Genomic DNA, 19,307 nt, shown 5'->3' with positions numbered 1-19,307 from the left:
TTCTCCTTATATTTCGTAATATTCCCGAATGGTCGTATCCACATACTTCAGATCATTTTCAATTTTTAAATCTTCAAACATGTCCATCGGGGTTTTGCACGGGTTGGTTCCGTCCGACTGAGTTAAAAAATAATGCTTGCTGCCATCCACAAAAGCCAATAAAACAATCGAAAAGAGCCCTTCAATGGTAAGCTGGTTATCCAGCATTTTCCCGAGTGTTTTGGCTTTGAGACGTCCTGTATCCGTGCTTTCCACATGGTGTAGAAAATATACGATCACATCCTCCGGCACATCATTAATGGCGCATTCAATTAAGCTTTCAAAATTCAAAGCCATGTCTGTAAATTTACCGTAGCCTGTTTCCTTTGCTTTCCGAAAAGACTCAAACGCCATCAAATACTGGCTGTCGTCAATCACATAGGTTTTTAGTGACGCCTTTTTTAAGGACGCCTTGATGACCTCGTAAGAGGTTTTATTGGTAATGTGCTCGAATTTCTTTCGAAACGGCATGGGCTTGCTTGCCACGTTAAAAACGCCAATTTCATCCTCCGCAAAATTCCGGAGGGATGTGGATTTCCCACTGCCGCTTTCGCCTAAAACTAATACTGGTATTCCCATGTTATTCCTCCTCAATAATCTCACCCGGACAGCTGTTCCCAACGCCGATCTCAGGCTCTAGAATCCATTCCTGTGTCGCCTCACAGATATAGCGCCTCAGCCCCGGCTCATAGCGGAGCATATGGCAATATTTGCAGCATGGCGCATCCCCGGGAAAGGCTTTTCTAAAACGAAACTCAACAATGGTGTAGTGGGATACCCCGTTCCTATACCGGTCATCCATTTGTGTTCACCTCCATCGTCTCCCGCACATACCGGAGCACGGTCTCGATGTCCGCGGTCAAATGCGGGTTGCCTTTTAGCATCTTGATTTTATAGGCGTCAAGGCGTTTAGCGGCCTCAAGCACTTCTACGTTACGTTTCATCGTCAGCCTCCTCGTACATCACACACCCTAAACAGTAGGCATTATTCCCGGCATACCGGCACGCGCGCCCGGTATAAGGGCACCGCATGTCGCTTATCGCCATTTCTGCATCTGGATATCCCGTCAATAAAGCCCTGGTAATATCAGGATGCTCGATCATTTTTCAACGCCTCCAGCTCAGCCCGGAGTTCATCGTTGCGGTCTTGGAGGCATTTATTTTCAACTTCCTTCTCCGCCAACGCGTTTAGCAGGCTTTTGAAATTTTGTTCGCTGATGTTTATCTGCTCTTTTAAAAATTTAATATAATCGCTAACGTCTCTTAATGTGTCTTCATAGTCCGTTTCTTTTTTCATTTGCATTTTTCCTCCAAAGGGTATATACTTGCATTAGGTAACTTTTCATGTTGCTCCCACATGCTGTCAGGCTGGGGAGCTTTTTTTATTGCCGCAGATATACGCCACTGCGGCGCTGGCATGACATTCTAATCCATTAAAGCAATTCAGGCAGACCGCCCGCTGCCGTGCCGGGATTGCCCGTAGACAATGACAAAATCATTACTAATTTTTTAAACAGTTGCATGGGGTGAGCGGATTACCCGACGCTCCCCGGGGCTGTTAATAAATAGCTTTACAAACCGATTTTTATTGTTTTTATTTCCGCATTTTGAGCCTGCGGATAAGGCTTAACTTAAAGTGGTAATATGGCGTCGCACGGCTCTTACTATGGTGGAATGCCTGTGTATAAGATCATTGTTTTTTCTCCGTTTCTGTGGTAAAATAACCACGTAACATATATCTGGTCCCTAATGCGGTGCTACGCTTTTGGACCTTTTTTTAATTAATAGAAGCTGGTTTTCTTCCCGCCAGTATTGGGTAAATTGACGCGCATGTCGAGCCGATTCTACGGCTATCGAATAATGCTTTTCGCAGAGCCGATGCCCTGGCAGGGCCGGTTCCTCGCAAAAACGGCACAACCCTTTTTCTGTGCGGAGGTCTCTGGGATCACCGCCTGTTTCAATTTTCTTTTTCTGGGCGCGCTTCTGATTCTTTTTTTTATTTTTGACATAGCACTCTATACAGAAAATTCCCTTGACTGCTTTTTTCCCACACGCAACACACAGCCCTTCTGCTTTTCGCTGCTGATAGCGTTTTTTGTCGTATTCATTCTTTTTTTTACGTCTTAATTCTCTATCTTCGTCGCTTAACCGCCGGTAATACGCCCTGCCCTCTTTTTGATTTTTTTCCATGCATGATGGGCAGTGTACATGTCCTGGAAACACGTCTTCTCTTCCACACCTCGTACAGACGCCAAGACTCTTTAAATAGTAGTAATTATCTATCTGCCTTTTGCTCTCTTCTTTCTTGCGGTCTTCCTTTTGCTTTTGTGGTGGAATTTCCGGCTTGATGGTTTTATTCAATGTTTCTTCGGCCATTTCCCGCTCACCTCCTTAAAAATCTCAATCCCCACCGGCACTAACATCAGCCCGATCACGGTCAGCCAGACGGTCATCTCTGCGAGTCTCCCCGCCCAGTAAATATAGATCAATCCTTCCATAGCCACCCCTTATTGACCGCAAAGCGAAGGGCTTGATAAATTGCGATGCCCATCAAGACAAAGGGTAATCCGGCGTAACTTAGGTTCATGAAGCGGCCTCCTTGAGCACCACCTCCCCTGCGGTTTTGTCAATCCATTGTTCCAATGCTTTTTTGCTAATTAAACTTCTACGACCAATCTTGGTTACTGGAAAACCTTCGGTTCTTGAAAGCCGGTACATTAAGCTTTGGCTTATACCGAGTATCTCCGCAGTTTGTTCAATACTTAACATTAGTTGATTGTTTTCTTCGTTCATTTTTTTATTTTTCCTTTCTCCCAACCAGCACGATTAACGAGGCCGCAAGTAGTAAAAATATGCTTGACGCGAACTTAATACTTGCCGTCTGTTCGAAACCGTACGAGTTACTATATATACTGGAAAGGAGGATTTTTAATGGAGTTACACTTCTCAAAATACTTATGAAATGCGGCCCCGTTAATACTGCTGGCTGGGTGTGCTGGCTATATCGTTCTAAACAATAGCTTTGTAATTTCGACCATCGCATTTACTTCTGCGTTGGTCGGATTATCTTTATTTGCAGTCCGAATAACGAATATTGACAAATCCGTTACCATCTCCTCATAGAGAGACTTTTTCTTTTTGCTTTTTTTCATTTTTATCTCCTCTTTGGTTGGGTTAGTTGTTGCTTTTTGTTTCTCTTAAAATATGCTATAATAGTGCAAAAGGTGGTGATGCACTTGCCGGCGTGGGTAGGCACTATAGCAGATATAGCAGGAATTTTGAGTTTTTTAATGTCTATTGTCCTATTTATAATTTCACACAGTATATTCAAAAATATCGAAAAGCAACGCAGTCAATATAACAATGAACGTGAGAAGCTGTTATCTTCCCTATTAGCCCTTCGCCAGAATGTTTTCGAAGACGATTTATGTGGCTTAGAATTAATAAGCCAGATCCGAACTTGTATTTTTGAATATCAGCAGAAATATTGGAAGATTTCCTCAATACGGTGCATCGTCCATTCCTTTAAATGTCTCTATAGACTTAAAAAAGGAATTACTGAAGATAACAAGAGGGCAATTTGCGGCAACTTAGATTATTTAATTGCTCGTTTAAAGAAAAAGGAGTTTTCTAACCATGAACAACAAAACAGTCAATGATTTTATTCAAAGCGCTATTCAAAAGACTAAAAGGAAGGATCTTAAATGGAGATCGCTGAGCGGAAAAGCTGACCTGCTAAAAAAATCATCTATTGATGCACAGCTATCCGCTTGTCATGGAGTTGCTTCAACTATTAGCGCCATGGTTGAGCCATCAATTAATTATGACTTCAGTTTTTATGCGGATTACAAGCAAGGACGTGTATTCCTTTTGTGTTGCGATAGACCAGCCCTAGGCATGGCTGAGCAAGGTAATCTAAAATTGTGTGTTCAAAATAGTTCTTCCCCATTTAGCAAGGTTCTCGCCGAAACACCCGATAATGATATAGAGATAAACGCCCAGCTTAAGCGTCTTTACAATATTGTTGTTGAATATACCAATGATTTAGATGCGTTTATCGATGATTTTATCAATAGTTAATATTTGTTCGTCCATTGTCAGTCCGCCAGATTCATCTTTGAGTCTGGCTATTTTTTCTTCTGATTCCCTGAGCAAAATTACTTCTAGCCTCTTCACCCTTCTTTCTAGGTCTCTTTTAGACTCCAACAAGTCTGTTAAGAGCCATTTCGGAATAAACATTTTTTATCTCCTTTCTTGTCGGTTTGTGCATTTCTTCTCCTGTCCCACGAAGCCTTCCATTACAGCCTCAACAATTTCTTTTTGGTTATCATCCAATTGATCATAATGTTTTGCAACAAGATAAGCTTTCGGTGATGGCTCTGTTGGATTGTTTGATAATAAATAGTCCAAACTCACATCAAAATAATCCGCCACCATTTCAAGCTTCGTTACTCCTGGAGACGATGTTCTCCATTTTAATATCGTTCCATTTCCAAAATTAAGTTGGCGTTCCAAAGCTTTGATTGAAATACCTTTGACAGTGCACAAACGAAGAATTTTTTCATACATTTAATAAAAGCGCCCTCCTTTCTTGAATTTTCAGTGAATTAAATCGGAAAACCTCTTGACAAAAAGGAGAAAATATTCTATTATTAGAAATAATCAAACGACCAATAACGACGAATTTAATCTCCATATGCAGGAATTAATCACAATATAACCGATTTAATTCACTTTTAAGGTAAGTATAGCCGATTTTTTTCACTATGTCAAGCTTTTTATGGTGATTTTTTTCTTCTTTAGTGATTTTTTTCGTCCAAAGGAGAGAAATATGAATGTTCTACAAAGAATACAAGAACTAAGCACAAAGAAAAAAATAAGTATAACCGCTCTGGAAAAAGAGTTGGGTTTTGGGAAAAGCACAATCGCAAAATGGGGAAAAAGCGCCCCAAACACAGAAAAGCTAGCAAAAGTCGCTGATTACTTTGATGTGTCTATAGATTATCTGTTAGGTAGAGATCGCTCGCTCACCGAAAAAGATGAAAAAGACATCGCAAAAACAATGGATAAAATGAAAAAGCAACTTATGAATGAAACAGACTTGATGTTCGATGGTGAAGCCATGGACCCAGCTACCATAGAATTGCTCCTTCAAGAAATAGAACAACAGGAAAGAATCGTAAAGGCTGTAAATAAGAAATACATTCCTAAAAAATATAGGTGATCGTTATGTGCCATGAAAAAGATGTTGTTGATGGGCTCGTAAAAAAGTATAAAACTTGTGATCCTTTTGAGCTTTGCGATTGCATGAATATCTTAGTACGCTACAGCGACATTGGTGAATATCGAGGAATATATCGATATTCTAAAAGAAATCAATTTATTACAATCAATACATCAGTCCAAGATGAACTACTTAAGATTGTATGCGGACATGAAATCGGACACGCCGTTCTCCACAGAGGTATGAATCGCGTCTTTATGGATACGACCTTTTTTAGTCCGTCAAAATATGAACGTCAAGCCGATCGCGTCTCAGTCTATCTTGCATTAGCAAATTGGGATAAAAGAGATTTATACGGATTATCTATAGATCAAATCTGGGGCCTTACAGGTATCCCGGTCGAATATCTTCGCTTGATAATTACATAAGAAAGGAAATAAAATGAAAAAGTACCAGCCCATCATTGTATCAGCAATATTAATTTTATCGATGATCTGCGTTCCTGTATTAGCTTCAAACGGATCGTCCCAATCTTCCAAAAACACTACAGCGCAAGAAGTTTTTGCTGAGTCTCCAAACATTACAGTTGTTGACCAGTTTGGTATCCCAGTTTCAAATGTGAAACTGAATGTACTCTATGAAGCAGATGGAGATTCAAAAAATATCGAAGTAACCACACCACAGAATGGTTTTGTGCCTATCTCTGGGAAAACAGGAACATACACATTTACTGTCAGTTCCGTCCCAGAAGGTTATAAAATGACCGATCAAAAGGTCATTCAAACTTACCAGGACGGCGCGACCTTTAGCGGAAAGCAGATCACTGTCTATCGGAATGATGATAATAATCCGCTTTTAGGAAACACCAACTCGGTAGCAGACACCTCCGGTGGAAATTTCATAAATAACCCCACGGTAAATTTTAGCACCAACATTGCTTTAGAGTTCAGAACATTTATTAAAGACATTGTTAAAGAGGTTCTCCAAGAAATTGAGAATGAAAAACAGATGGATCCACCTCCATCTCCAACACCTACCCCACAGCCTTCACCGAATCCTGGTGACGCTCCTGAGCCTACCCCTACTCCAGCTCCTTTGGAACCTTCTGAAAGCTATATATGGCCTGTTGAAGGATATTCAGATTTACTTTTTCATTTTGGTGATAACGGCGATGGCATTTTTTCGCATGGAATCGGAATTGCTGCTCCGACAGGAACTCCTGTTAAATCTCCAGGCAACGGTAAAATTTTACGGGCAGGTTGGAATGGCGGTGGTGGAAATTCTGTCATGATTCAACTTGACGATAAAGATGCTATTTTATTCGCCCATCTCTCTCAGTACAATGTCGAATATGGACAAATTGTAAATAAAGGGGATATTATCGGCACTATTGGAAGCACTGGTGCAACTACCACGCCGCATTTATATTTCGCCTTTTTAAAGGATTCTGAATATGTAAATCCTTTAGACTATATCAAACCATAAAAAAAAAACGCCCCTGTGCTACCAACACAGAGGCGATGACATAGATTCCCGGGGTAAGCCGGTACAACTATCCCTAGACAAGATAATTGTACCACACTATCCCGGTAAAAATCAATTACCGGGCATTATTATGCCCAAAATTAAGGAGGTACAATATGCCGCGTACTAAATATCGAAAAAAGATTAAAAACGGCACCACATATTATTTTTACCGGCTTCGGCATAAAAATCTAAGGACGCCACGCGATCTCTATGGCCGAACTGTTACAGAACTCGAAGACAAAATTCGCCGTTTAAAAAATGAACTGGATCGTGGCGTTACATCTGAAAAGGCATATTTCGGCGACTACATGAAAAAATGGCTCAACGATGTCCATTTAAACAATAAAAAACAGGCAACCAAAACAAAGTATAAAGGGCTTTTCGAAAGGCATGTCCTTCCCTATCCCGTTGCCAATATTCAACTCAAGGATTTGACCGCTCTGGATATTCAAGAGCACTACAGCAAACTGGTCTCTGATGGCATCAGTAAGCCTACGCTCAAAACGCTCAGCGTCGTCATTAATCCTTGCATTCGCTATGCTTTTACGCAAGGAAAGATTTTGACCGACTTCTCACGTTCAATCGTGCTTCCAGAAGCGAAAAAGAAACAGGAAAAAAGCCGCCGTGCCAGCCAAGCTCTTTCGCTCGACATGGAAAACGCGCTTATTAAAGCCTGCTCTGGAACAAAATGGGAAGTATTTATTTTGACAGATCTAAACTCTGGACTTCGCCGCGGTGAAATTATGGCCTTGACATGGGATGATGTCGATCTCGAAAAAGGAATCATCGACGTAAATAAGACTTATGATCAGCGGAATAAGGATCAGCCTATTGGCCCTCCAAAGACAGAAAACAGCATCCGGCAAGTGCCGATCCCTCGTTTTCTTGTCGAAAAGTTAAAGCAGCATAAAGTTGAGCAAAACAAAAAGCGTCTTTTACTCTCCAATAAATATAAAAATCTCAATTTAGTTTTCCCTAATGATTTTGGTAATTACCTGGCTGCCACAACAGTTGGCCGCGCTCTCATAGAATTCGCCAAAGAAATTGGATTAGAATCTCTCAACCTTCACGATTTTCGAGATACCTATGCCACACGGCTTTATGAAAAAACAAAAGATATCAAAATGGTTCAGTCTTTGCTAGGTCACAGCGATATCGCCACAACAGCCAACATTTACACACATGTTTCATTGGAAGAGCAGTCCAAATATGTCCAAATTTTAGACGAAAAGGCTCAAAAAGCGAATGAATAAAAAATGAATATACACTCACTCATAAAAAAATAAAAAAAGCTATAAGGGGCAAAAAAGGGGGCAAAACGTCTTTGCTTTAGATATAAAAAGCGCCTGCAATCCGCTTAAATACTGGATTACAGGCGTTTACTTTACTATACTGGAGCGGAAGACGGGATTCGAACCCGCGGTCCCCGGCTTGGGAAGCCAGTGCTCTACCACTGAGCCACTTCCGCTTAATAAAACTGGTATTCTGTCTTTCGTGCTTTCGGCTTGTGTTACACTCCCGGACACTCCAAATCCCGGATTTGAGTGAACTTTGTATAAATGGTTCACCTTAAATCAAACCATAGATTTAGCTTCCCTACTTATCACTGAGCCACTTCGCACATAAGCAACTGCATATTATCTTACTCTTTTCCTTTGAAAATGTCAATAATATTTCAAAAAAATTTATGAACGGGCATAAGTAAAACCGATGTTTCATTATTTTCTTTTAGGATATATTAATGTAAAGGTATGCTATAATGCTATTAAGAATTTAATTAAGGAAGTGATTTTTATGAATGGGCAAATCTTTAATCCGATTCCCTTCGAAATAACGATGGATACTCTGAACGACGCGCTGAAGCTTCGGAACCGTAAACGGCTTTTAAACCAGGCGCAGATTCTGCTGGACCAGACGAATGCCGCCGCGGTGCCTAAGGCACTGATGATCTCCGGCTCTGTCGATGAAAAAACAGAAACGCGGATCGTGATCAACGGCGCGGCTTTTACAAGCCCGAAGCTTATGGCAAATCTGGATGAGGGCGATGCCCTTTACGCGTACATTGCGACCTGCGGCACTGAAATTGACGCTTACGCGGCTTCCTTAACGGATCAGATGGATCTTTTTATGATGGATGGTATCATGAACCTTCTGGTGGGCGCTGGAAAGGCCTTTGTATCAAAACAGGTTGGCAGTGCTGCCAGCTGGCCGGATATTTACGATTATGTTCCCGGCGCGGGCGAAGCCTGGCCAAAGGAGGAACAGGTCAAACTTTTTGACCTATTTGGCGGTTATCCGGCCGAAATCGGGGTTTCAATGGAGGACGCGGCCTTTGTCCTGCCCAGAAGATCTACCATCGGTATTTTGTCAAAAACGAAGTAATCTGCAAAGAGCCTGCAAGGGCTCTTTTTTAAATAAAAAAAGCCGCTGTATCAGCGACTAAAGTTTAAAATTGGAGGTGCTACCCAGAATCGAACTGGGGATAGAGGTGTTGCAGACCTTTGCCTTACCGCTTGGCTATAGCACCTTAATAATGGAGCGGAAGACGAGATTTGAACTCGCGACCCTCGCCTTGGCAAGGCGATGCTCTACCACTGAGCCACTTCCGCTTAATAATTAATTAACACTGTCTGACCACTTGAGGATTAAAGTGGTGCCCAGAGGCGGAATCGAACCACCGACACGAGGATTTTCAGTCCTCTGCTCTACCGACTGAGCTATCTGGGCTTGCATAAACTTGCAGTGACGAGTATTAATTATACCGTCTCAAGTTAATGTTGTCAAGTACTTTTTTAGAAAAAAATAAATACTTTTAGTTTATGTACAATAGAAATGGCGACCTGGAAGAGACTCGAACTCTCGACCTCCAGCGTGACAGGCTGGCATTCTAACCAACTGAACTACCAGGCCGCAGTACATAAAAAATGGTGGTCGCTATAGGGCTCGAACCTATGACCCCCTGCTTGTAAGGCAGGTGCTCTCCCAGCTGAGCTAAGCGACCATCAACTTGAGTACGTGCATTATTATACGGCAGCACGCACTCTTTGTCAACACTTTTTCACACAAATTTTAAAAAAATTTGAATTTATTTTTTTTCGGCCACAAACTGGACGCGGTCGCATTCGTTGCTTCCCTGCAGGAAGGTGCCAAAAGCGTAGATTTTAATATTGATAAAGCCCGCGTTCTTGAGCATGTGGTAAATTTCTTCTACTGTATAAATATACTGGCTCTGGCTTTCATCGTAACGGGAGTATCGGCCATCCTCCTCTTTTATAAAGAAGGAGAGGTCATAGTCCATACGTCCGGTTTCGAAGTCCGGCGAATTTTCCCACACGCAGTAGACATTGTCCAGGTCATAAACATAGGTATTGTCCTTGATAACCTCTTTAAACTTGACTGGGGTGTTGATGTCAAAAAGGAGCAGTCCGCCGCTTTTAAGGGCATCCTGGCTGCAATAAATGAAGTTCTGAACCGCGTCCTTGTCGGGCAGGTAGTTGACGCTGTCACAGCAGGAAACCACCGCGTCAAATTCTTCGCCGATCTGAAAATTACTCATATCCCCCATGAAAAAGCGGACATTTGAAAGGCCCTGCTCAGCGATTTTCTCATCCGCGACGGTCAGCATTTCCTCGGACAAATCCACAGCGGTTACCGCGTAGTCCTTTTTTGCCAGCTCACTGGTAATGTTACCGGTGCCGCAGCCAAATTCCAGCACGCTTTTCACTTCACTTTTCGCGTTCAGCAGCAGGCGGAACACGTAATCCCCCCACTGCTTATAGTCGATTTCACGCATCAGGTCATCATAGACCTGTGCAAATTCCTCATACATTCTCTTTTCTCCTCACTCTCTTTTTAAAGGGTATATTCTCCCGCTTTGGTAAGAATATTCATATAAACCTGAAGTCCTCTCAGAAGAACCTTTTCGTCAAAATTAAAGCCATGGGTATGGAGGTTCTGGGTATAGCCTTTCTCCTCGCTGCCAGTGCCGAGGCCCATGAAAACGCCGGGAATAGCTTTCCGATACATGGCGAAATCCTCGGCCAGCATCACCTTTTTAAACAGCTTCTTTTCACCCACCTCGCCGCACAAGGGCCAGATCTGGTCGAACAGGGCCTCGCTATTGATCACCGGCGGGTACATATCCACAAACTTGATCTCGATTTTACAATGGTACATCTGCTCGATGCCCCTGGCCATATCCACCATGCGCTGCTTCATGGCCTTTTGGACATCCTCTGAGAATGAGCGCACTGTACCGGAAAGGCTGACCTTATCAGCGATAATATTCATCCGGGTACCGCCGTTGATGGTGCCGATGGACAGCAGGGCGCTGTCGTTTGGGCTCACTGTCCGGCTTACGATTTTCTGAAGGCCCGAAACGTAGTCGGCAGTAGCTACAATGGCGTCGATCCCCTGATCTGGGTCGGCCGCGTGGCCGCTTTTTCCCAGGATATCAATATAAAATTCTGAGGTCATTGCCATCATCGGCCCCGGGGTGGTGCTGATGAGCCCTTCCTCTACAAAGGGAAACAAGTGGTAGCCAAAAATAGCTTTTGCTTTGTACTTTTCAAGCACGCCGCTCTCAACAATGGGGCCGGCCCCGCCCGGGCCCTCCTCGGCGGGCTGGAACACCAGCAGGGTGTTGCGCACTCTGGCTTCGGGGTGTTCCTTTAAATATCTGGCCACCAGAAGCACCATGCTCATATGGCCGTCGTGGCCGCAGGCATGCATCATCCCCTCATGCTCGGAAGCAAAATCCACCCCGGTTTCCTCCACGACGCTCAGCCCGTCCATATCAGTACGGATGGCGATGGTCTCGTCCAGCCCGTTCAGGCTTGGGATAAACAGGACAACGCCGGTATCGCAGACCTTCTCGGGGGTATAACCCAGCTTTTCAAGATAATCCATAATAAACGCCTGGGTTTCACGCTCATTAAAGCCCGTTTCCGGGATTTTATGTAAAGCCCGCCGGAGGCTGACGGCTTCCGGCTCATAGGCTTTGATGGCTTCAGGAAGCTTTTGGTAAAAGTCAACTGCCATGAAATCACTCCTTTTTTAAAGATTAAGCATAATTATATATTAAAGACCGGGATAACACAAGCGCACGCCCCCTCAGCCATTAAAAAAGATGACCTGCCAAAACGGCACGTCATCTTTTTCTATTAAGCGCTTCGGATACGCTCGATGTGCAGGGCCAGGTAGCTGACCTCCTTTTCGGTAAACTGCTCGCCCAGCTCATGGGACAGCTTTTCACAGATTTCTCCGGCCACCTCAAAGGCGTAGGCGCATTTTTCCTTTGTGAATTCGATCATATCGCTGTTGAGCTTCTCGTTATTGTGCACCCGGGCCAGCATACATTTAATATGGTATAAAAGCCGGTTGTAGGCAAAGGAGCCCCTGTCGATCCTGACGCCGCATTCCTTCTCGATCCGCTCGATGCTCTCCCGGATGATCACCGGAATTTTGAGCGACTGGGAAACCTGTGTGTCGCTGAGGGCTGAGTGAATGTACAGCGTAATGTAGCTGACCTCGTCGTCGGGAATGCTGTAGCCGGTACGCTCGCGGATAATCTCCCGGCCCTTTTCGGCAATGGCGTACTCTTCCTCAAAAAGCAGGCGGATATCCTCCGAAAAGGGGTTGGACAGATCCATCCGGCTGTTCATACGGACAATGGAAAAGGCGATATGGTCGGCCAGGGGCAACAGAATATTGGTATCCACAGCTTTGAATTTTTCCTCGGACAGGCGGATAATATCGTTGGCAATTTCCAGGTAAACCGGATCGACCGCGCTGATGAGCTTGTCTGAGGGGCCTTTGCTGGTTTCCTTTTGCAGATGGTATTTTTTAACGCTTTTCGGATCCTCAAAGGGCTGGTTGACTTTTTTATTAAAGCCCACGCCTTTCCCCAGAAAGATGACCTCCTCCTTGCGTCTGAGGTCAACGGCCAGAACCGCGTTGTTATTTAAAACTTTTTTGACACAGTACACTCGGTGTGTCCCCCCTTCTGTATCTTCTCGCAGAGCTGTAAAAAGGAAGGCCTTTCCTATTATAAAGAGCCTTCCTTTTGTCGTTCGCTGATGGTCTTGTTTTAGCTTTCTATCCTATTATACACTTATCCGTCAATTTCGACAACATCCATATCGGTGGTAGCGTCGCCTTTTGCCAGAATCTTCATATCCTTGCCTGCCGGCAGTCCGGTAAAGATCATGGGCACAGCCGCGGACGGGGCGTTGGCCTCGATAAAGGGCAGGTCGATGGTCAAAAGCAGATCGCCGCGTTTAACCGTATCGCCCTGCTCAACGTGTGGGGTAAAGCCTTTGCCGTCAAGATTGACTGTGTCAATGCCCACATGGATAAGCAGCTCTGTGCCGTCGGCGGATTTCATCCCGATGGCGTGGCCTGTTGGGAACAGCACCTCGATGGAGCCGTCACAGGGCGCGTGTACCTCGGAGCCGGTCGGGAATACCACAATGCCGTCGCCCAGCATTTTCTGGCTGAAGGCGTCGTCCGGGGTTTCCTCGATACTGGCAACGCGGCCGTCGATGGGGCTTGAGAAAAATTCGACAGTGCCGTTCTTCTCGGCGGCTTCTGGTCTTTCTCCGGCCTTTGTCGCTTCGGCTACGGCCACATCCAGTGACAGGTTATCCGCTTCCGGCGTTTCCAAAAATTCTTCAAGGTTTGACTTGATATTCGGTACGGTCGGGCCGTAAATGACCTGAACGCCCTGTCCCTTGATAACCACGCCGGCTGCGCCGCTCTGTTTTAAAAGGTCTTCCTTAACAAGGGATGAATCCTTCACCGTTGTGCGCAGGCGGGTGATGCAGTTGTCCAGATCCTCGATATTGTCCTTACCCCCGAGACCCACTGTGATCATGGCTGAGACAGGGTCGCTGCCGCCTGCGGCAGGGCTGTCTTCTGTGCCGCCGCTGTTTTTTCTGGCGTCGACGTCGGCCCGGGTATAGAGCTTGATTTCTTCATCGTCATCCTCACGGCCTGGTGTTTTCAGGTTGAACTTTTTGATCAGGGTTCTGAACAGAATCCAGTAAATAAAGAAGTAAGCCACGCCAACCAGCACAATATTGACCCAGTGGGTCTTGTCATTGCCCTGGAGAATACCGAACAGGAACATATCAATAAGGCCGCCGGAGAAGGTCATGCCGACCCCAACGTTTAAAATGTGCATGAGCATATAGGAGAGCCCGCAGAGCACACAGTGGATAATATATAAGAATGGCGCCACAAACAGGAAGGTGAACTCGATGGGCTCGGTAATCCCTGTCAGGACAGCGGTCAGGGCTGCAGATAACAGCAGGCCGCCGACAAGCTTACGCTTTTCAGGCTTGGCGCACTGGTACATCGCCAGAGCCGCCCCCGGAAGCCCAAAGATCATGAACGGGAATTTACCAGACATAAAGCGGGTAGCCTCTACGCTGAACTGGGTCACGTTGCCGCTGGCCAGCTGGGCGAAGAAAATATTCTGGGCACCTTCGATCATCTGCCCGTCCACGTTCATCACACCGCCCACGCTGGTCTGCCAGAACGGGATATAAAACACATGGTGCAGGCCAAAGGGAATGAGGGCACGCTCGATAAAGCCGTAGATAAAGGTGCCGATGTAGCCGGAATTGATGACCACATTGCCGATGGCGTTGATGCCGATCTGGATATAAGGCCATACAAAGAACATTAAAACGCCCACAACCAGGTAAACTAAGGCGGTGATGATCGGGACAAAGCGGGTGCCGCCGAAGAAGGAGATCACAGACGGCAGCTTAATGTTATAGAATCTGTTGGTTAAGGCTGCTGCGCCGAGCCCGACGATGATCCCGCCGAATACCCCCATCTGCAGGGATTCGATACCGACAGTGCTCGAGATGGAGCCGGACGGCAGCAGGCGGCTGGCCACAATTTCCGTAAAGGGCTGGTTCGCGGCTAAAGCGGCTGCCCGGGCGGTTTCGTTGGCGGCGGCCAGGGTTTCCGGCGAATAGGTGCCGGTCAGGCCGATCAGGGTACTGATGACCGTGTGCATGACGAAGAAACCGATAACCCCCGCCAGCGCCGCAACGGCCTTTTCCTTCTTCGCCATGCCAATGGCAACGCCAATGGCAAAAATAATGGGCAGGTTCGCGAAAATAACATTTCCCGCCTCGCTCATAACCGTTAAAATGGTATAGACGACGGTTCCCTCGCCCATGACACTGGTGAGCCCGTAGGATTCCAGCATCACTTCATTTGTAAAGGAACCCCCGATGCCCAGCAGCAGGCCCGCTACCGGCAGAAGGGCAATTGGCAGCATGAAGGCCCGGCCCACGCGCTGCAGAACACCAAAAATCTTGTCTTTCATTTGTTTTCCTCCTCATTTTTTAATGGTGTCAGGATTTGTACTCGTTGGAAACAGAGACCCTGCGCGATTGCTATCGGATAAAACGATAACAGACTTCTCAGGCTATATACCCAATTTTGCAGGCTGGTCTCATTTCAGGCAACAAAAAAGGCATTAACTTTCAAAAAACTGTAACAAACAGCTCTTTGACAGTTAATGCCTGCATAACCAGTAACACACCATCGGTACAAATTATTTAATTGCATTTATCATACGGCACTGTTAAGAATCTGTCAAGCTTTTTTTGCAAAAATAAATATTCTGCAAATTTTACATTATTTTGAATTTTTCTGTTTCTTTTCCTGTATACATCTGGTACAATAGGGATTACAAACTAATAAGTAAAGATAGAGGCGCGTTTTTAAAGAGTAACTGCCAGGATTACGACAGGGTAAGAGGAATGGCGGCCAAAGGGAAAAACGCCGAAGGGCCCGGTACTGTCAGCCGGATTCCTGGGGTTATTGTGAATAACAATAATACTGTCATCGAAAGATGGAGTGCTGTCAAAACTGCAAACTCGTTATATTTTTAACCATTCCGCGCCGTAGGGCCTCAGGGCTTACACACCGGCCGGAATCCGTGACTTTTTGCAATTTTATAGCTGGTATCTTTACTGGCTTTTTTTATTATATTTAATCAAAGGAGGATTTCTCGATGAAATCATACAACGTTGCTGTGGTCGGCGCCACTGGCATGGTCGGTCAAAAAATGCTTCAGGTTCTGGAAGAAATGAAATTTCCAGTGAATAATTTATATCCAATGGCTTCTGCCCGCTCCAAGGGTAAAACCGTTAAATACGGCGGTAAGGAATACGTGGTTGAGGAGCTCTGCGACGAGGCTTTTGACAAGGACATTGATATTGCCCTGTTCTCTGCCGGCGGCAGCACCAGCGAACGCTTTGCCCCTGCCGCTGCCAAGAGAGGCGTCATTGTCATTGACAACAGCTCTGCCTGGCGTATGGACCCGGAAGTGCCGCTGGTAGTGCCGGAGGTAAATCCCGAGGACTTAAGAGGACACAAAAACATCATCGCCAATCCAAACTGCTCCACCATCCAGGCCATGGTCGCCTTAAAACCCATCTATGACAAATACGGGATCGACCGTATCGTCTACTCTACCTACCAGGCCGTTTCCGGTTCTGGCGTCAAAGGCTACAAGGATCTGGAAGAAGGCGTAAAGGGCGCTGAAAACCAGTTTTACCCACACCCCATCGCCTACAACTGCCTGCCCCATATCGACGATTTTCTGGACAACGGCTACACCAAGGAAGAAATGAAAATGGTCAACGAAACCCACAAAATCATGCATGACGACAACATCCGCGTGACCGCTACCACTGTGCGTGTTCCGGTCTACTATGGTCATTCCGAAAGCATTAACGTTGAAACCAAAAAGCCCTTTGAGATCGAGGACGTCAAAGCTCTTTTCAAGGACGCCCCAGGCTGTGTCCTGAGAGACGACCCGGCCAACAACGTTTATCCCCTGGCCCGTGAGGCCGAAGGCACCAACGACGTCTATATCGGCCGTATCCGCCGCGATTTCAGCATCGACAACGGCATCAACTTCTGGTGTGTTGCCGACAACATCCGCAAGGGCGCAGCTGCCAACGCGGTACAGATCGCCTTTGCCTTAATCGAAGAAGGCTTAATCTAACACTTTCCGGCCCCGCGCCGGATAAAATACTGAGGAGGAATTACTATGTCCACTATTTTCACAGGAAGCTGTGTGGCCCTGGTCACACCATTCAAGGACAACAAAATCGATTTTGACCGGTTCAGAGCGCTCATCGACTGGCACATCGAAAACGGCACCGACGCCATTCTGGTGGCCGGAACCACCGGTGAGACCTCAACCCTCACCGATCAGGAGCACCTTGATCTGCTGCGGGTTGCCGGCGAACATATCGCCGGACGCGTTCCCTACATTGCCGGTACTGGCAGTAACGATACCGCCTACTCCATCATGCTCTCAAAATACGCTGAGGAACAGGGCGCAGACGCGGTTTTAGTCATTAACCCCTACTACAACAAATCCACCCAGAAGGGGATTTACGTGCACATCAAGGCCATTGCCGACGCCATCAAGGTGCCGATCATTGTCTACAATGTGCCCAGCCGCACCGGGGCCAACATCAGCGTGCCCACCATGCAGAAGCTGGCCGAGATCCCCAATGTCCAGGCGGTCAAGGAAGCCAGCGGCGACATCAGCCAGATCACAGAAATCGCCCGCACCTGCGGCGGCAAACTGGATGTTTACAGCGGCAACGACGACCAGACCCTGCCCATCCTTTCTGTGGGCGGCAAGGGCATTATCTCCGTTTCTGCCAACATTATTCCAAAGGATATGCACGACCTGGTAGCGGCCTTTATGAGCGGCGATGTAGACAAAGCCCGGGAAATGCAGTTTAGCACGAACCTGATCAATCTGGCCATGTTCTATGAAACCAACCCGATCCCGGTTAAAACCGCCATGCGGCTGCTGGGCACCGACACTGGTGAAATGCGCCTGCCCCTGGTTGAAATGGAAGAGGCCAATGAAGCGCGCCTGGTTGAAGCCCTGAAGGAATATGGACTGCTTTAATAAGGCGATTCATAAAATTTAATAAACGAGGTACTCCCCTATGCTAAATATACTCTTATCCGGCGTTGGCGGCGCCATGGGGCATATGCTCCAGACCATTATCGGTGAAGATCCGGACTGCCAGATTGTGGCAGGCTTTGATATTAACACCGATCAGGATACGCCCTTCCCTGTCTATTCCGACTTAAGCCAGTGTGCGGAAAAGGCGGATGTGATCATTGACTTTTCACACTACAAGGCCTTTGACAGCATCTTTGGCTATGCCAGAGACACCAAGACGCCCATCGTCATCGCCACCACTGGCCTCTCCGAGGCGAACCTGGCCGACATTGAAGCCGGCGGGAGGGAATTTCCGGTTTTCAGAACCGCTAACCTGAGCCTGGGCATCAACCTTCTGGCAAAAGCCCTGCGGGATATGGCAGGCGCTCTGGAGGACGGCTTTGACATTGAAATTATTGAAAAGCACCACAATAAAAAAGCTGACGCGCCCAGCGGCACTGCCCTGCTTTTGGCCGACGCGGTAAACGACGGTCTGAAAAATAAAAAGGACTATACCTTTGGCCGCCACGGCAGAGACTGCAAGCGGGAACCCCAGGAGCTGGGCATCCACGCCGTCCGCGGCGGCACCATCCCCGGCGAGCACACAGTTTTATTCGCCGGCAACGATGAATTGATCGAAATCCGCCACACGGCCCTTTCCAAAAAAGTATTTGCAAACGGCGCAGTGACCGCAGCCAAATACCTTGTAAATCAAGCCCCGGGCCTCTACAATATGGAAATGCTGATTGAAAATTAAACCATAAGAAAGGATTTAACATGACAAACGAAGAACTGAAAAAACAATTTGATTTAAACGACCCCTACCAGATCGCAAAATACATTAAAGCAGTCTCGAAGTCCACGCCGGTTAAGGCCTATGTCCGCGGCTACCTGAGAGCAAATGACCTGGCCGGTTACGAATACTACGGCGATCCTTCCGCCTGCATAATCATCGGCGAGGCCGGTGAGATCAGCACCCTTCTGGACGCCAAGGCTGGCTCAATCTCCTCTGTCCGCATCGAATGTGACCGCCGCAACTCGGCCATTCCTCTGCTCGATTTAACCGAGGTGGACGCCCGTATCGAGCCCGGCTCCTTTATCCGCGAGGGCGCGCATATCCACAAAAACGCAGTGGTTATGATGGGCGCTGTGATCAATATCGGCGCGGTTGTGGGCGAGGGCACCATGATTGATATGAACGCTGTGCTGGGCGCGCGTGCTACCATTGGCAAGAACTGCCATATCGGCGCAGGCGCAGTGGTTGCCGGTGTGCTTGAGCCGCCGTCAAAACAGCCGGTCATCATTGAGGATGAAGTCCTGATCGGGGCCAACGCGGTCATTCTTGAGGGTGTCAAAATCGGTAAGGGCGCAGTGGTCGCCGCCGGTTCTGTGGTGACTGAGGATATCCCTGCCGGCGTTGTGGTCGCAGGTTCCCCTGCCAAAGTTGTGAAAGACAAAGACGAAAAAACCGAGGATAAAACCGAATTACTCGACGATTTGAGAGGTTAAGTTTCC

The 19,307-nt window shown here is 46.5% G+C and carries 25 protein-coding genes, 6 tRNA genes and 1 riboswitch; of the genes, 10 read left to right on the top strand and 21 right to left on the bottom strand.

All coding sequences use genetic code 11. From position 1 onward, the window contains the following. Window positions 1-6 precede the first annotated feature (6 nt). The 9 genes from DW091_RS06070 to DW091_RS20050 form a co-directional block, all read right to left on the bottom strand. A complete protein-coding gene (locus tag DW091_RS06070) occupies window positions 7-618 on the bottom strand; it encodes an AAA family ATPase (protein ID WP_118517647.1) in 612 nt (203 codons plus the stop codon). A gap of 1 nt (window position 619) precedes the next feature. Further along, entirely contained in the window at window positions 620-841 is a 222-nt protein-coding gene (locus DW091_RS06065) for a hypothetical protein (RefSeq protein WP_118517646.1), read from the bottom strand. After that, window positions 834-983: a hypothetical protein gene (locus tag DW091_RS20065; RefSeq protein ID WP_158577841.1), complete on the bottom strand. Its 150-nt coding sequence runs from the start codon at window positions 981-983 to the stop codon at window positions 834-836. The genes DW091_RS06065 and DW091_RS20065 overlap by 8 nt, the downstream gene beginning before the upstream one ends. Further along, the gene (locus DW091_RS20060; protein WP_158577840.1) at window positions 973-1,143 is read right to left on the bottom strand and encodes a hypothetical protein; all 171 of its coding nucleotides are present in this window, start codon (window positions 1,141-1,143) and stop codon (window positions 973-975) included. The genes DW091_RS20065 and DW091_RS20060 overlap by 11 nt, the downstream gene beginning before the upstream one ends. Next, the gene (locus tag DW091_RS06060) at window positions 1,127-1,336 is read right to left on the bottom strand and encodes a hypothetical protein (protein ID WP_147365276.1); all 210 of its coding nucleotides are present in this window, start codon (window positions 1,334-1,336) and stop codon (window positions 1,127-1,129) included. The genes DW091_RS20060 and DW091_RS06060 overlap by 17 nt, the downstream gene beginning before the upstream one ends. Before the next feature lie 449 nt (window positions 1,337-1,785). After that, window positions 1,786-2,415: a hypothetical protein gene (locus tag DW091_RS06055; protein WP_118517644.1), complete on the bottom strand. Its 630-nt coding sequence runs from the start codon at window positions 2,413-2,415 to the stop codon at window positions 1,786-1,788. Then, window positions 2,397-2,537, bottom strand: coding sequence for a hypothetical protein (locus DW091_RS20055; protein ID WP_158577839.1), 141 nt, complete (start codon window positions 2,535-2,537; stop codon window positions 2,397-2,399). Before DW091_RS20055 ends, DW091_RS06055 begins: the two co-directional genes overlap by 19 nt. Before the next feature lie 85 nt (window positions 2,538-2,622). Continuing rightward, window positions 2,623-2,832: a helix-turn-helix domain-containing protein gene (locus DW091_RS06050; RefSeq protein ID WP_118517643.1), complete on the bottom strand. Its 210-nt coding sequence runs from the start codon at window positions 2,830-2,832 to the stop codon at window positions 2,623-2,625. A gap of 206 nt (window positions 2,833-3,038) precedes the next feature. Further along, entirely contained in the window at window positions 3,039-3,191 is a 153-nt protein-coding gene (locus DW091_RS20050; RefSeq protein WP_158577838.1) for a hypothetical protein, read from the bottom strand. A gap of 484 nt (window positions 3,192-3,675) precedes the next feature. On the opposite strand from DW091_RS20050, the gene DW091_RS06040 reads away from it, so the two are divergent. Further along, entirely contained in the window at window positions 3,676-4,119 is a 444-nt protein-coding gene (locus DW091_RS06040) for a hypothetical protein (RefSeq protein WP_118517641.1), read from the top strand. Here the strand turns inward: DW091_RS06040 and DW091_RS06035 are convergent. Next, complete coding sequence (locus tag DW091_RS06035) at window positions 4,084-4,278, bottom strand: hypothetical protein (RefSeq protein WP_118517640.1); 195 nt, start codon at window positions 4,276-4,278, stop codon at window positions 4,084-4,086. The genes DW091_RS06040 and DW091_RS06035 overlap by 36 nt on opposite strands. A gap of 3 nt (window positions 4,279-4,281) precedes the next feature. Further along, entirely contained in the window at window positions 4,282-4,608 is a 327-nt protein-coding gene (locus DW091_RS06030; RefSeq protein WP_118517639.1) for a helix-turn-helix transcriptional regulator, read from the bottom strand. Window positions 4,609-4,870: 262 nt separating this feature from the next. Here DW091_RS06030 and DW091_RS06025 point away from each other — a divergent pair, with 262 nt between their 5' ends. The 4 genes from DW091_RS06025 to DW091_RS06010 all read left to right on the top strand — a co-directional run bounded on the left by DW091_RS06025 (window position 4,871) and on the right by DW091_RS06010 (window position 8,043). Next, window positions 4,871-5,263, top strand: a complete 393-nt coding sequence (locus DW091_RS06025; protein ID WP_118517638.1) for a helix-turn-helix transcriptional regulator — start codon at window positions 4,871-4,873, stop codon at window positions 5,261-5,263. Between the two features lie 5 nt (window positions 5,264-5,268). Further along, entirely contained in the window at window positions 5,269-5,691 is a 423-nt protein-coding gene (locus DW091_RS06020; protein ID WP_118517637.1) for an ImmA/IrrE family metallo-endopeptidase, read from the top strand. 13 nt (window positions 5,692-5,704) lie between these two features. Next, complete coding sequence (locus tag DW091_RS06015; protein ID WP_118517636.1) at window positions 5,705-6,748, top strand: peptidoglycan DD-metalloendopeptidase family protein; 1,044 nt, start codon at window positions 5,705-5,707, stop codon at window positions 6,746-6,748. A gap of 155 nt (window positions 6,749-6,903) precedes the next feature. After that, on the top strand, window positions 6,904-8,043 hold the full coding sequence (locus DW091_RS06010; RefSeq protein WP_118517635.1) for a site-specific integrase: 1,140 nt from the start codon (window positions 6,904-6,906) through the stop codon (window positions 8,041-8,043). Window positions 8,044-8,183: 140 nt separating this feature from the next. Here the strand turns inward: DW091_RS06010 and DW091_RS06005 are convergent. After that, window positions 8,184-8,258: transfer RNA gene (locus tag DW091_RS06005), tRNA-Gly, on the bottom strand. Between the two features lie 326 nt (window positions 8,259-8,584). Between DW091_RS06005 and DW091_RS06000 the strand changes: the two genes are divergently transcribed. Then, window positions 8,585-9,172: a hypothetical protein gene (locus tag DW091_RS06000; protein ID WP_147365275.1), complete on the top strand. Its 588-nt coding sequence runs from the start codon at window positions 8,585-8,587 to the stop codon at window positions 9,170-9,172. 71 nt (window positions 9,173-9,243) lie between these two features. On the opposite strand, the gene DW091_RS05995 is transcribed toward DW091_RS06000, so the two are convergent. The 9 genes from DW091_RS05995 to DW091_RS05955 form a co-directional block, all read right to left on the bottom strand. Then, window positions 9,244-9,317: transfer RNA gene (locus DW091_RS05995), tRNA-Cys, on the bottom strand. Between the two features lie 7 nt (window positions 9,318-9,324). Then, a tRNA-Gly gene (locus tag DW091_RS05990) sits at window positions 9,325-9,399 on the bottom strand. Between the two features lie 42 nt (window positions 9,400-9,441). Continuing rightward, window positions 9,442-9,517, bottom strand: a tRNA-Phe gene (locus DW091_RS05985). Between the two features lie 106 nt (window positions 9,518-9,623). Beyond that, a tRNA-Asp gene (locus DW091_RS05980) sits at window positions 9,624-9,700 on the bottom strand. A 15-nt stretch (window positions 9,701-9,715) separates the two neighbouring features. Further along, a tRNA-Val gene (locus DW091_RS05975) sits at window positions 9,716-9,791 on the bottom strand. A gap of 84 nt (window positions 9,792-9,875) precedes the next feature. After that, window positions 9,876-10,619 (bottom strand): class I SAM-dependent methyltransferase, encoded by a 744-nt coding sequence (locus DW091_RS05970; protein ID WP_058695202.1) that lies wholly within the window; start codon window positions 10,617-10,619, stop codon window positions 9,876-9,878. A gap of 23 nt (window positions 10,620-10,642) precedes the next feature. Further along, the gene (locus tag DW091_RS05965; protein ID WP_118517633.1) at window positions 10,643-11,830 is read right to left on the bottom strand and encodes a M20 family metallopeptidase; all 1,188 of its coding nucleotides are present in this window, start codon (window positions 11,828-11,830) and stop codon (window positions 10,643-10,645) included. A 122-nt stretch (window positions 11,831-11,952) separates the two neighbouring features. Next, the gene (locus DW091_RS05960; RefSeq protein ID WP_096919276.1) at window positions 11,953-12,777 is read right to left on the bottom strand and encodes a PRD domain-containing protein; all 825 of its coding nucleotides are present in this window, start codon (window positions 12,775-12,777) and stop codon (window positions 11,953-11,955) included. Between the two features lie 125 nt (window positions 12,778-12,902). Next, window positions 12,903-15,134, bottom strand: a complete 2,232-nt coding sequence (locus tag DW091_RS05955; protein WP_118517632.1) for a PTS transporter subunit IIABC — start codon at window positions 15,132-15,134, stop codon at window positions 12,903-12,905. Between the two features lie 379 nt (window positions 15,135-15,513). Next, a riboswitch (Lysine riboswitch) is annotated at window positions 15,514-15,684 on the top strand. A 143-nt stretch (window positions 15,685-15,827) separates the two neighbouring features. Between DW091_RS05955 and DW091_RS05950 the strand changes: the two genes are divergently transcribed. From DW091_RS05950 to dapD, 4 genes are read left to right on the top strand one after another with little or no spacing between them, the layout of a single operon-like run. Beyond that, the gene (locus tag DW091_RS05950; RefSeq protein ID WP_058695205.1) at window positions 15,828-16,826 is read left to right on the top strand and encodes an aspartate-semialdehyde dehydrogenase; all 999 of its coding nucleotides are present in this window, start codon (window positions 15,828-15,830) and stop codon (window positions 16,824-16,826) included. A 45-nt stretch (window positions 16,827-16,871) separates the two neighbouring features. Further along, window positions 16,872-17,753 carry a 4-hydroxy-tetrahydrodipicolinate synthase gene (dapA, locus tag DW091_RS05945; protein WP_074618382.1) on the top strand — a complete coding sequence of 294 codons (882 nt, stop codon included), beginning with the start codon at window positions 16,872-16,874 and terminating at the stop codon, window positions 17,751-17,753. A 40-nt stretch (window positions 17,754-17,793) separates the two neighbouring features. Then, window positions 17,794-18,549, top strand: a complete 756-nt coding sequence (gene dapB / locus DW091_RS05940) for a 4-hydroxy-tetrahydrodipicolinate reductase (protein WP_074618381.1) — start codon at window positions 17,794-17,796, stop codon at window positions 18,547-18,549. Window positions 18,550-18,569: 20 nt separating this feature from the next. Then, window positions 18,570-19,301, top strand: coding sequence for a 2,3,4,5-tetrahydropyridine-2,6-dicarboxylate N-acetyltransferase (gene dapD / locus DW091_RS05935; protein ID WP_118517631.1), 732 nt, complete (start codon window positions 18,570-18,572; stop codon window positions 19,299-19,301). Window positions 19,302-19,307: the final 6 nt, after the last annotated feature.

Source organism: Eubacterium sp. AM05-23 (assembly GCF_003477535.1).
Classification (GTDB): domain Bacteria; phylum Bacillota; class Clostridia; order Eubacteriales; family Eubacteriaceae; genus Eubacterium; species Eubacterium maltosivorans.
Note: the sequence above shows the minus strand (reverse complement) of the source record. Positions and strands in the feature narration are given on the sequence as shown.